The organism is Bacteroidota bacterium (assembly GCA_016720935.1).
Lineage (GTDB): Bacteria > Bacteroidota > Bacteroidia > AKYH767-A > 2013-40CM-41-45 > JADKJP01.
This window is the reverse complement of record JADKJP010000004.1, coordinates 433924-445861: the sequence shown is the minus strand read 5'-3', so window position 1 is coordinate 445861 and position 11938 is coordinate 433924. Positions and strand designations below refer to the sequence as shown.

Sequence of the window (11938 nt, the reverse complement as noted above, 5' to 3'; positions counted from 1 at the left end):
ACTAGTTTATTTTGAATAAATCCTGAATCACATTTTTACCGGTGATTATCATCCACTATAAATTTAAGCTGTATGTTTTTATCAGTGGAATAACCATTTAAAATATAAACTCCATCAGATAGAAAATCAATCTTGATAATGATTCGATCACCTGAAATATTATTTTTTTCTAAAACAATTTTTCCTGCCAGATTTATAATCTCTAGTGAGTTCAATTTTATTTCTTTACCATCAGAACTATAAATTGTTAATTCTCCATTTGAAGAAGTTGTTAATATATTTTGTTTTATTTCAGACACCGGATTTTCTCCTGTAGTCGAACATGGATTGCAATGAGCGCCGCCGCATATTTGTACATCATCAATGAGTGCACGGATATGTCGGTACCAGGATGCTATTGTAATCACACCTTGCTGCAGATAGGAAAGATTGCCAAAGGATTCATCCAGCCTGCCGCAGATTGGAGAACCGGGAATATGTTGTGTAAAAAGTGAATCGCTGAATACACTTAGTGATACCTCAGATGCACTCCAGCGTTGCAATTCGATGTAATAAAATTGATTCATGCTGCCCACCGGAATGTACTGATTGTGTAAAGTTTGATTTAAAACGGAATCATTTTTTACATACAAATGAAAACCCCATGGATTTGACGGATCGGTGGGATTTAAACAGCAAGTGTGAGAATGTGGAGTCAATGGAGATAAGAATGATGCTCCAAATACATTGTTGTGAGTAGGAGGATAGCCTGGCAGATTGTAAACCGAAGGATCATCACTATTTTGTGTAAAGGCCATTATTAAATGCCCCGGAGAGTTACCGTCGATGGGTTTGAATTTACATCTTGCTGTAAAATGTGTTGAGATAGCAGGTAGTCCTGGTACTTGTCTGAAGATGCGATTGTAGTCAGCTCCTGCCGGTCCATCAAAAAAAAGTTGTGTTCCGGAAAGTATGATTTGTCCTGCTGTATTGTCAAGCACTGACCAATTGCTCAACGAATCATAGGTTTCGTTGAATGCGGGCTGCGGACAAAAACACTGTGAGTAAACAGTGGAATAATAGAACAGCGCAATTAAGGCAGAAATAAAATGGCGTGCCATTGATGAAGGTTTTAAACTTGGTACACAAACAAAGTGAAACAATGTTAACAATAACCTTTTATACTTTTTACAAGCATTTGGTGAACGTCAAAAAATCAATGGCAAAAAAAGAAAGTTTCCGAAATTAAATAGAATGAAAAATCAAATCTGGTCGTTAATTTGGAGCAGAAAATTGATTGTTGGAAATTTTCAACATTCACTCAAACTAATCGGCACAGCAGTAGCCAATCCGCCTTCAGCTGTCTCTTTGAATTTGTGATTCATGTCGAGTGCCGTGTGCCACATTGTTTTTACCACATCATCGAGAGAAACTTTCGCGTTTGAAGGGTCGCTGTTCAGTGCAAGCTGAGCTGCAGTAATTGCTTTCATGGCTCCCATGGTGTTTCGTTCAATGCATGGAATTTGTACCAATCCACGAATCGGATCACAGGTAAGTCCAAGATGATGTTCCATCGCGATTTCCGCGGCCATCATGGCTTGTTGCGGACTACCACCCATGCGTTCGGTCAACGCGCCTGCAGCCATCGCGGAAGAAACACCGATTTCAGCCTGACATCCACCCATAGCTGCAGAAATCGTAGCACCTTTTTTGAAAATGCTTCCAATCTCTGATGCAGTCAACAAGAACCTGATCAATTCATCTTCCAATTGAGCAATATTTTCTTTTGTTCCACTGACATTCGGACTCATGAATAAGTAATAATACATGAGTACGGCGGGAATTACTCCGGCAGCGCCATTGGTTGGAGCAGTTACTACCCGACCAAAGGAAGCATTTTCTTCATTGACAGAAAGTGCAAAACAAGTAACCCAGTCAAGAATATATTTGAAGTTATTACCGCCTGAACGAATAAGGCTGACCCATTCCTCGAAAGAGGAATATGATTTATTGCCAATTAATTTTTTATTCAGTTCAGCCGCACGGCGGGTTACTTTTAATCCTCCGGGTAATTCGCCTGAAGCATGGCATCCACGATAAATGCATTCAGTCATTACTTTCCAGATATTCATTACACCTGTACGAACATCCGATTCACTCCGCCAGCTGTCTTCATTTTCCAAAACCACCTGGGATACTGACAAACCCTGAGTTTCGCAATGCTTCATGAGCTCAGCCGAAGTGTTGACTGGATATTTCAGAATGACTCTTTTGTTGGATTGCCCCGGAACTTCTCCGTCTTTGACAACAAATCCACCACCTACTGAATAATAGGTTTCTTCAAAGTCAGAACCATCTTTGATTTTAGCTTTCAAAGTCATTGCATTCGGATGGTAAGGCAGACTTTCTGAAAAATGAAAAAGTAAATCTTTGGCAGGATCAAAATCAATATTGTTCTTAGAAGCCAGATTCAGTTTTTTAACCCTTGCGATTTCGTTGATTGTGGGTGTAATGCTGTTGACATCAAAAGTGACAGGATCAAAATCGCACAAACCTAATTCTATCGCGATGTCTGTTCCATGTCCTTTACCGGTTTTTGCAAGCGAACCAAACAAGTGAACCTGGATTGCACGAACAGTCATTGTCAGCCCGTTTTTTTCCAGGGATTCAAGAAATAATTTTGCGGCTCGCCAAGGCCCCAGGGTATGCGAACTGGATGGTCCGATACCAATTTTAAACATGTCAAATACTGAAATCTGTTCTTGTTCTGTCATAATCTTACCTCAGGGCAAAAATAGGAAGGATATAATGAAATGAAGCTTTAATTATTCGAAATATCAAAATTTATAATGTCTTTCGGTAATCTTCCCTGTTCATCAACTACAGGAGCCGAATCTTCAGTCGTTTTCCTGAAAGTCTGTAAAATCCCCATTTTCAGCAAAATAAAACTGATTTTTCCTGTAACTTTAGGGATCTTGAATCGTCCCATTTACAGATTCCCCACACAGGAACCATGACCACACAGGAGTACAATCAATGCGTAGACCAGCACGCCGATGGTGTGTATCGCTTCATCCTTAAAAACATGAGGGATGAAGATGAGGCGCACGATGTTGTGCAGGATGCTTTTGAAAAAATGTGGAGAAATGTCGAAAAGGTGGATGGAGCAAAAGCAAAAAGTTATTTGTTTACAACTGCTTATCATACGATGATCGACAGGATCAGGAAAAAGAAGCATCTAAGTGATTATACAGAAGTAACGGAAGATAGTTTGTTTCATACAGAGCAGTATTCCGATTTGAAACAAGTCCTGAACAAAGCGATAAATCTTCTTCCGGAAAAACAAAAAGCGGTAATTACACTCAGGGATTATGAAGGATACAGTTATGATGAGATCGGGAAAATAACCGGTATGAGCGAATCTCAAGTCAAAGTGTACATCTACCGAGCGCGGGTATTTTTAAAAGAATATATAGGATCATTGGAAAGAGTAGTATAAAGAGAGTAAAGATTGAATGTTGTTTACATTTTTTTATGTAAATAATCTTCAATCTTCAATCTTCAATCTTCAATCTTCAATCTTCAATCTTCAATCTTCAATCAACAATCAACAATCAACAATAAAAAAATGCTCTCCCGTTCCAACTACGAAATTTACTTCCTCGATTATCACGAAGGAAATCTGACCGAAAGTCAGCGTAGGGAACTTATGTCCTTCCTTGATCAGAATCCGGATTTAAAAGAAGAGTTTGACAGTTTTGTAAATGTGTCAGTTGAGCCGGATCAATCCACAGTGTTTTTCAATAAAGACAGTTTAAAGAAAATAGAAGGGGTTAATCTTTCGAATTACAAAACATGGTTGGTGGCATATACAGAAGACGATCTAAACGATAGTCAAAAGAAAGATGTTGATCGTTTTTTAGCTGCGCATCCGGATCTGAAATCTGAACTGGATCTTTTCCGCCGGACACGCACTGTTCCTGATTATACCATCATTTTTAAGAATAAAAATTCATTGAAGCGGGGCGGAAGAGTTATTGCATTTTCTCGGACGAACTATCGCGTTATAGCTATTGCAGCTTCATTGGTGCTGCTATTGATTTCAATATATGTTTTCCGTCAGCAAAAAGATAATACTCCTCAGACAGCTGAAAAAACGATCACTCCTCCTGTGAATTCTAAAGAAGGTGTAAATCAGATTGATTCTATTAACCTTAATAAGGAAAAAATAGAAATTGAAAAGAATTTGCCTGCTCCTGAGAAAGCAGACAGACCTGTGGTTGCAGATCATAGGAGAAAGAAAGAAGCAGCTCCTTCCAATCGGAATCAGTCTAATCATGAAATTCAGGAGCCGGCTCCTCAGGTGGTGCAAAATAAATTGGTTCCGGTTGACAGTGTTATGAATGTGCATAGACCTTTACAGGAACCTGTCTTCGCCAATAATTCGACTCCGGTTTCAAAACCTCAGCGGGAACAGGATCTTCGTGATATTTTCAACGAACAGGACATGAAAGATCTTGGCCTGGCGTCAAATGCTCCCACCACTTCAGAAAAGGATAACCTTTGGTCGCTTGCATCAAAAGGAGCTAGCCGTTTAAGCAAAAGGACCGGTCAGCCAATTTCTATTGGTAAAACCAACGATGTTGTGGATGATGCCACAATCTACGCCCTTGCGATTGGCAAGTTTTCCATTTCCCACACAGAAATGAAGTAAATGAATAGTGAAGGGTGAATTGCGAAGAGAGTTTGATTATTATTTTTCATCATCTCCCACATTTTCCACTTCCACTTCCACTTCCACTTCCACTTCCACTTCCACTTCCACTTCCACTTCCACTTCCACTTCCACTTCCACTTCCACTTTCACTCCAAAACCCAGAACCCGGAACCCAGCTCCCGGAACCCCGAACCTGGAACCCGAAACATTTCCCCACCCCTCTGTAACTTCCCCACCCCCTTCCACGTCCCATTCATACAAACAGCAAATTAAATAGCAAAATTATATGTTACGTAAACTTCTCTTCGCAGGTATCATACAACTTGGATGCCTTACTGCATTTTCACAATCCATGGAAACTCGCCAGGTAGAGCCTTTCACAGGAATTAAAATTGAATCGGTTGCAAAAGTTCATTTGCGCCAGGATGCAAATCAAAGTGTTCAGATCGTCAACAATGGCATTGCGGGTCATGTTGAAACACGGGTTAATAATGGTGTGCTTCGCATTGATGGTGGTCCGGATGCGGAATTGTACATCGCGATCCCAAAATTTGAACGCGCGAGCATTGAAGGCCGCGGTGAGATCATTGGCGAGTCACCAATTAATGGCGATGACATGCAATTTGATATCGGCGGTGATGGGAAAATTAAAATGGAGGTTCATGCACGTCAGGTACGTGCGGATATTTCCGGACTTGGTAAAATCACACTCAACGGTACAGCTGATCATGCGGAGATAAATATTTCCGGCTCAGGAAAAGTTGATGCGATTGATCTTACCGTGAAAACATGCAAAGCATCCATTTCTGGATTGGGAAAATGCTTGATAGATGTTACGGATGATCTGGATGCTCAAATTAGTGGTAGCGGGAATGTGACATATAAAAACCCGCCAAAAAATATTCAAAGAAATGTGTCGGGTATAGGTCATATTTCTGATGTAGGTTCAAGCAACGCGAAAGCAGATACCACTCATCTTACATTAGGTACTACTGAAGTGTTGATTATTGGAAGAAAAGATTCTCTCAAAACGTATAAGAAACATGAATCGAAGCCGATTTGGGGAGGATTTGAAATGGGATTCAATTCCTGGGTAAATGCTGACGGGAAATTTGAAGTGCCGCAGGGTTACAGCGCGCTTGATCTCCGTGAAGAGAAATCGGTTTCGGTTGGACTGAATCTTATTCAGAAGAACATTCAGTTTGGTAAAAGCAATGTTTGGTTCATGACGGGATTGGGCGTGACCTGGAACAATTATCGTTTCAAAAATAATGTTTCATTAAATTCATCAGAACCCATTTCAGCGAATATTGATTCTGTTTCCGACATCAATTACGTAAAATCAAAACTAGTCGCAAGTTATCTGATGGCTCCACTGATGATTGAAGTCTTTACAAGCAAAAAAATGAAAAACGCATTTCACCTGGGTGTAGGAGGAATGGTAGGTGTTCGTTTGGGTTCACATACGAAAATAAAATATGAACAAGACGGAAATGTACATAAACCGAAAACGTATGATAGCTTTAATCTGAATCCATTCCGTTACGGTGTGAGAGTGGCAGCCGGTTATGGACATTTTAACGTGTTCGCGGATTATTACATGAGTACAGTGTTTAAAGACAAACAGGGCCCGACGTTATATCCTGTGAATTTTGGAATTACACTTGCCGGTTGGTGATCCTGAGCTGTTGAAATTTCCCCCTAAATATTCTTCATCAATATAAACACAAAGCCATGAAATCTAAATTAACCGCTGTTCTCTTTCTGCTTTTTTCGTTTTCTTCATTCGGATGCACGATTGAAGGATCCGGAAAGGTTATAACAGAATTACGAAATCTTCCGGCATTCACAGGGATTGATTTGCGCAATACAGCAAATGTATACGTTAGCCAGGGAGATGTTCAGGAAATCAAAATTGAAGCGGAAGATAATATTGTTCCCTTGCTTTTAACAGAGATTAAAAATGACGAGTTGATTATTTATTGCAAGGATGATATTCATACCAAACGTGTAATAAATATTTATATCACTGTGAAAAATTTATGTCTCATGGAACTGTCAGGCTCCGGAAGTATGGTTGCCCGCAGCCAATTCAATTGCGACCACATGAACATCCGCCTCTCCGGCTCGGGTGATATAAAAGCAAATGTGATTGCGAAGTCGTTAAAAGCTACATTGTCGGGATCCGGAAATATGGAGCTTGCCGGCAGCTCGGCAGAATCAGATCTTCGTATCAGTGGTTCAGGCGACATGAACGCGCAATTGATGAAATCATTTACCAGTTCAATTTCCATCAGCGGAAGCGGAAACAGTAAGGTAGATGTTGCGAACGATCTTACTGTAAATATTTCAGGTAGTGGAAACGTATTTTACCTTTCCGAACCCGGTCATATGCAGTCCAGAATTACCGGGTCAGGAATGATTCAAAAGATATAGAGTATCCCGATATTTACATTTATCCCCTTGGTTTAGTTCAGACAATGTGAAAACTTCAGCAAGAGTTCTGTTGAAGTTTTCACATTTGACTTTGCTTTGGATTCATGCATTCCTATAAACTGGAAGTTTCTTTGAATTTTATAGATTCAAATTTCCAGTCTTTTAAAGCCATGTATTTAATTGAGTTTATTATTGTTTAGTGATGAAATTCTGACACAGGAAATTATATTTTGCCTGTTTTAATTTCGTCTACTACTCCCGGATCAAGAAGTGTAGTTGTATCGCCCAGATTTTCCATTTCTCCCTCAGCGATTTTTCTCAAAATCCTGCGCATGATTTTTCCACTACGTGTTTTGGGCAGTCCGTTTACAAATTGAATTTTGTCAGGCCTTGCGATAGGACCGATGATCCGGGTTACCGTCAAGGCGATATCCTGACGAGTCAGATTTTCATCCCCATGAGTTCCACTATAAATTACATAAGCGTAAATTCCCTGGCCTTTAATGTCGTGCGGATAACCAACCACAGCACTTTCGACAACACCTGCATGCATGTTGATAGCATTTTCAACCTCAGCAGTACCGATCCGGTGTCCGCTTACATTTAATACATCATCGACCCTGCCGGTGATTCTGTAATTTCCGAATTCATCACGTAAGCACCCATCACCGGTGAAATATTGTCCGGGATAGGCAGCGAAATAATTCAGGCGACAACGTTCATGATCTCCATAGGTTGTACGTATAATAGATGGCCATGGAAAGCGAATACAAAGGTTTCCGCTCACATTATTGCCTTCAATTTCTTTTCCGGTTTCATCTACCAGTATCGGTTGTATTCCTGGTAATGGGAGGGTGGCATAGGAAGGTTTTCCGGGTGTGATTCCAGCCATATTGGAGATCATAATTCCGCCCGTCTCCGTTTGCCACCAGGTATCTACAATAGGGCATTTTTTCTTTCCAATAAATTCATCGTACCAATGCCAGGCTTCTTCGTTAATTGGTTCACCAACTGTTCCAAGCACCTTGAGGGATGATAAATCTTTATCCTGTACCGGTCCCAAACCAAATCCCATCAAAGAACGGATTGCAGTTGGTGCAGTATAGAGAATATTTACTTTGAACTTATCTACAACATCCCAGAACCTTCCTGCATCAGGCCAGGTGGGCACACCTTCGAACAATAATGTTGTTGCACCGGCTCCGAGAGGTCCGTATACGATGTAACTGTGACCTGTAATCCATCCGATGTCAGCTGTACAAAAATGGATGTCTCCTGGTTTGTATTGAAAGACGTTTACAAAGGAGTAAGTCGTATAAACCATATAACCACCACAGGTATGTACAACTCCTTTCGGTTTGCCGGTGGATCCGGAGGTGTACAAAATGAACAATTCATCTTCAGAGTCCATTTCTTCCGCCGGACAATCCGGATTGCCCATGGTTTCAACTTTCTTGATTTCATCTTCCCACCATACATCACGCCCTTTGATCATACTCACAGGAGTACGCGTACGTGTAAGGACGATGACACGTTTTACAAATTTGCATTGAACAAGCGCGTCATCAATGACACTTTTCAATGGAATTTCTTTATTGCCACGAAAAGCACCATCACAGGTAATGATAAATTCAGCCTGGGCGTCCTGCAGACGATCAGCAATACTCTGCGCGCTAAAGCCACCGAAAATCACGGAATGAACAGCGCCTATCCGGGCACAGGCAAGAACGGAAATTGCCAGTTCGGGTACCATGCCCATGTAAAGGCACACGCGATCTCCTTTTTTTACGCCATTGTTCTTCAGCACATTTGCAAACTGAACAACCTTGTGGTAGAGATCACGATAGGTGATTACACGGTGGTGTTCTTCCGGATCATTGGGCTCCCAGATGATAGCAGGTTTATTTCCGATTGAACCGAGATGACGATCCAGACAGTTCTCAGTAATATTTAATTTGCCACCACTGAACCATTTGATGGAAGGATCTTTGAAATTCCAATCCAGAACTTTGTCCCAACGTTTACGCCAATAAAAATTCGAAGCAATATCTGCCCAGAATCCTTCCGGATCATTTACACTTTTACGGTAGGCAGATTGGTATTCGTCGGGAGTCTTGATCTGATATGGATAGGACATATACTATTGTTTAGCAGGATAAATGTAAAAGAATCCTACATGTTCTCCACAGAAATTTTGGAGAAATAACAATACTTCTATAAAAATTGCAGGTTTCAGCCTACCATTTCAGCCTGTTGAGGAAATTGATATCAACGGAACCCGTGTTCCGGTAGATCATCGTAAGAATGGCAAGTCCTACAGCCACTTCAGCAGCCGCTACTGCCATGATAAAGAATACAAAAACCTGTCCGGCCGGGTCTGAATGATAGGCGGAAAAAGCGGCGAGCAAAAGATTAACTGCATTCAACATCAATTCCACGCACATAAAAATAACAATCGCATTTCGGCGAAACAACACGCCGATTACGCCAATGCTAAACAACATTGTACTCAAGAGTACATAATAATTTAACGGAATGAGTTGAATGACCCTGGTTACGTTTTCCATATTATTTAATTTCTTTTTTTCCCAACATTACTGCGCCAACCATGGCTGCCAGAAACAGAATAGAGGATATTTCAAAGGGCAGCATAAAGTCACTGTACAATACATGCCCGAGATTTTTAATCAAGCCAATCTGACTATCTGGTGCCGCTACCTGCATCTGATCGGAAGCGGAACGAAGCGCTCCAACGAGAACCACCATTAGTAATCCTCCCGCCATCGTCGCGGCCACCCGCAGCCATTTTCCTTTGTGCGGCTCTGTCTCGGCGTTGAGATTGAGCATCATGATCACATAGAGGAAGAGAACCATGATCGCGCCTGCATACACAATAATATGCACTGCAGCCAGAAATTGAGCATTCAATAAAACGTAATGACCCGCGATCGCAAAGAAGGTCAGGATAAGATAAAGAACACTGTGTACCGGGTTTTTGGAAATAACGACCATCAGGGCACTCAATATTGCCAGGAAGGACAGAAAGTAGAAGAGGTAAAGTGTCATTCGGTTATTGGTTGTAATTAATGAAAGGAAATTTATTCTTTAATCTATTTGGGCTTATGTACGATTCCGTCCCTAGTCCCATCGCCCCTCGTCCCTATATTCTATTATGCGTTAACTGCTTGTTTTTCTTAAAGTCCAAAACAGCCTGTGTTTGTCTTACCGAAACATCTACTCGTTTGTCCAATGGTTCTACCAGGTTGGATTTACCGTAAATGAATTCACCTCTTTTGAAATTTGTAGGAACCAATTCGTCGGTCAGAAAAATTGCTTCTTTCGGACAAGCCTCTTCGCACAATCCGCAGAAAATGCAACGAAGCATGTTGATTTCATACGTCACAGCATATTTTTCCTCGCGATACAATTTCTCTTCACCGCTTTTACGTTCACCGGCAACCATGGTGATGGCTTCGGCCGGACAAGACACTGCGCAAAGTCCGCAGGCTGTGCAACGTTCAGCGCCATTCTCATCACGTTTCAGGACATGTTTGCCTCTGTAGACAGGTGCGTAGTCGCGTTTGACTTCAGGGTAATTTATCGTCGCCTTTTTCTTGAAAAGGTGTTTGATTGTAATTGCCATTCCGCCAAAAATCGCGGGAAGATAAATACGTTCCATGAAAGACATTTCTTTCTTAGAGACGACTTTGCTTCTATTGCTGAGAGATTGCATATTTTTTTGTTCGCGTTGGGGAGAATTAATCAGGATACTTTACCGAAGAACCACATACCTATACCTGTAAGGAAGATATTGAGAATCGCCAGCGGAATAAGTCCTTTCCATCCAAGGTTCATCAATTGGTCATAGCGGAACCTGGGGATGGTCCAGCGTACCCACATGAAGAAGAAGATGAAGAAGAAGATTTTGCCAAACAGGAAAGCGGTGCCGATCAGACTCAGAGTGTTTGGATCAGTAACGAATCTTCCGATGAAAGGCATATTGTAACCACCGAAATACAAAGTGGAGATAATCGCTGAGGAAATAAACATGTTGATGTATTCAGCAAACAGGTAAAATCCCAGTTTCATTGAACTGTATTCTGTATGATAACCACCAACCAATTCTGTTTCGCATTCCGGTAAATCAAAAGGCGCACGATTGGTTTCAGCAAAAGCGCAAATGATGAAGATCAAAAAACCAAGCGGCTGGTAAAACACATTCCAGTGTCCTCCAGGTTGTCCTTCAGCAATTTCACGAACACTCAGGGTACCTGTCATCATCACCAGGGCGATAATGCTAAGTCCCATCGCTACTTCATAACTGATCATTTGTGATGATGCGCGCAAGGCTCCAAGCAAGGAGTATTTATTGTTGGATGCCCATCCGCCGATCATGATACCATAAACGCCAATGGAGACTACTCCGAAAACATAGAGAATTCCGATGTTCACATCGGCGACCTGCATTGGATAAAATGTTCCTCCGATGGTGAGTCCGCTTCCAAAAGGAATCACCGCGCTTGTCATCAAACAAGTTGCCATCGCGACACTCGGTCCAAGGATAAACAACCATTTGTTGGATACATCCGGAATAATTTCCTCCTTCATGAACATCTTGATTCCATCCGCAACCGGCTGAAGGATTCCAAAGGGTCCGGCTCTGTTTGGACCCAGACGATCCTGCAGAAATCCTGCGACTTTTCTTTCCGCGTAAGTGGAATACATCGCGATCACCAGGGTGATGGAGAAAATCACAACGATGAGAATAATTATATAGATGAGTGCGGGTGTGAACATAAATGAAAC

Annotated in this window: 11 protein-coding genes; 4 read left to right on the top strand and 7 right to left on the bottom strand. The window is 41.4% G+C overall.

Annotation, left to right across the window (positions count from 1 at the left end):
- Positions 1-35: 35 nt before the first annotated feature.
- Together IPP86_05940 and IPP86_05935 are read right to left on the bottom strand one after the other, a co-directional pair.
- Positions 36-1100 carry a T9SS type A sorting domain-containing protein gene (locus tag IPP86_05940; protein ID MBL0138057.1) on the bottom strand — a complete coding sequence of 355 codons (1065 nt, stop codon included), beginning with the start codon at positions 1098-1100 and terminating at the stop codon, positions 36-38.
- A 189-nt stretch (positions 1101-1289) separates the two neighbouring features.
- Positions 1290-2753, bottom strand: coding sequence for an L-serine ammonia-lyase (locus IPP86_05935; protein MBL0138056.1), 1464 nt, complete (start codon positions 2751-2753; stop codon positions 1290-1292).
- Between the two features lie 239 nt (positions 2754-2992).
- Between IPP86_05935 and IPP86_05930 the strand changes: the two genes are divergently transcribed.
- The 4 genes from IPP86_05930 to IPP86_05915 all read left to right on the top strand — a co-directional run bounded on the left by IPP86_05930 (position 2993) and on the right by IPP86_05915 (position 7132).
- Complete coding sequence (locus IPP86_05930) at positions 2993-3478, top strand: RNA polymerase sigma factor (GenBank protein ID MBL0138055.1); 486 nt, start codon at positions 2993-2995, stop codon at positions 3476-3478.
- Between the two features lie 129 nt (positions 3479-3607).
- Positions 3608-4693, top strand: coding sequence for a hypothetical protein (locus IPP86_05925; protein MBL0138054.1), 1086 nt, complete (start codon positions 3608-3610; stop codon positions 4691-4693).
- A 289-nt stretch (positions 4694-4982) separates the two neighbouring features.
- Positions 4983-6374 (top strand): DUF2807 domain-containing protein, encoded by a 1392-nt coding sequence (locus IPP86_05920; GenBank protein ID MBL0138053.1) that lies wholly within the window; start codon positions 4983-4985, stop codon positions 6372-6374.
- 56 nt (positions 6375-6430) lie between these two features.
- Positions 6431-7132 carry a DUF2807 domain-containing protein gene (locus tag IPP86_05915; protein ID MBL0138052.1) on the top strand — a complete coding sequence of 234 codons (702 nt, stop codon included), beginning with the start codon at positions 6431-6433 and terminating at the stop codon, positions 7130-7132.
- A 223-nt stretch (positions 7133-7355) separates the two neighbouring features.
- Here the strand turns inward: IPP86_05915 and acs are convergent, their stop codons facing one another.
- From acs to nuoH, 5 genes are all read right to left on the bottom strand, one after another.
- Positions 7356-9269, bottom strand: coding sequence for an acetate--CoA ligase (gene acs, locus IPP86_05910; protein MBL0138051.1), 1914 nt, complete (start codon positions 9267-9269; stop codon positions 7356-7358).
- A gap of 100 nt (positions 9270-9369) precedes the next feature.
- The gene (gene nuoK / locus IPP86_05905; GenBank protein ID MBL0138050.1) at positions 9370-9699 is read right to left on the bottom strand and encodes an NADH-quinone oxidoreductase subunit NuoK; all 330 of its coding nucleotides are present in this window, start codon (positions 9697-9699) and stop codon (positions 9370-9372) included.
- Position 9700: 1 nt separating this feature from the next.
- Complete coding sequence (locus IPP86_05900) at positions 9701-10198, bottom strand: NADH-quinone oxidoreductase subunit J (protein ID MBL0138049.1); 498 nt, start codon at positions 10196-10198, stop codon at positions 9701-9703.
- Positions 10199-10292: 94 nt separating this feature from the next.
- Positions 10293-10865: an NADH-quinone oxidoreductase subunit I gene (locus tag IPP86_05895; GenBank protein ID MBL0138048.1), complete on the bottom strand. Its 573-nt coding sequence runs from the start codon at positions 10863-10865 to the stop codon at positions 10293-10295.
- 29 nt (positions 10866-10894) lie between these two features.
- Complete coding sequence (gene nuoH, locus IPP86_05890; protein ID MBL0138047.1) at positions 10895-11929, bottom strand: NADH-quinone oxidoreductase subunit NuoH; 1035 nt, start codon at positions 11927-11929, stop codon at positions 10895-10897.
- Positions 11930-11938 lie beyond the last annotated feature (9 nt).

Coding starts and splice junctions, on each gene's coding strand:
- IPP86_05925 (MBL0138054.1), top strand. CDS start 3,608: ATGCTCTCCCGTTCCAACTACGAAATTTACTTCCTCGATTATCACGAA.
- IPP86_05900 (MBL0138049.1), bottom strand. CDS start 10,198: ATGACACTTTACCTCTTCTACTTTCTGTCCTTCCTGGCAATATTGAGT.
- IPP86_05940 (MBL0138057.1), bottom strand. CDS start 1,100: ATGGCACGCCATTTTATTTCTGCCTTAATTGCGCTGTTCTATTATTCC.
- nuoH (MBL0138047.1), bottom strand. CDS start 11,929: ATGTTCACACCCGCACTCATCTATATAATTATTCTCATCGTTGTGATT.
- acs (MBL0138051.1), bottom strand. CDS start 9,269: ATGTCCTATCCATATCAGATCAAGACTCCCGACGAATACCAATCTGCC.
- IPP86_05930 (MBL0138055.1), top strand. CDS start 2,993: ATGACCACACAGGAGTACAATCAATGCGTAGACCAGCACGCCGATGGT.
- IPP86_05915 (MBL0138052.1), top strand. CDS start 6,431: ATGAAATCTAAATTAACCGCTGTTCTCTTTCTGCTTTTTTCGTTTTCT.
- IPP86_05920 (MBL0138053.1), top strand. CDS start 4,983: ATGTTACGTAAACTTCTCTTCGCAGGTATCATACAACTTGGATGCCTT.
- IPP86_05935 (MBL0138056.1), bottom strand. CDS start 2,753: ATGACAGAACAAGAACAGATTTCAGTATTTGACATGTTTAAAATTGGT.
- IPP86_05895 (MBL0138048.1), bottom strand. CDS start 10,865: ATGCAATCTCTCAGCAATAGAAGCAAAGTCGTCTCTAAGAAAGAAATG.
- nuoK (MBL0138050.1), bottom strand. CDS start 9,699: ATGGAAAACGTAACCAGGGTCATTCAACTCATTCCGTTAAATTATTAT.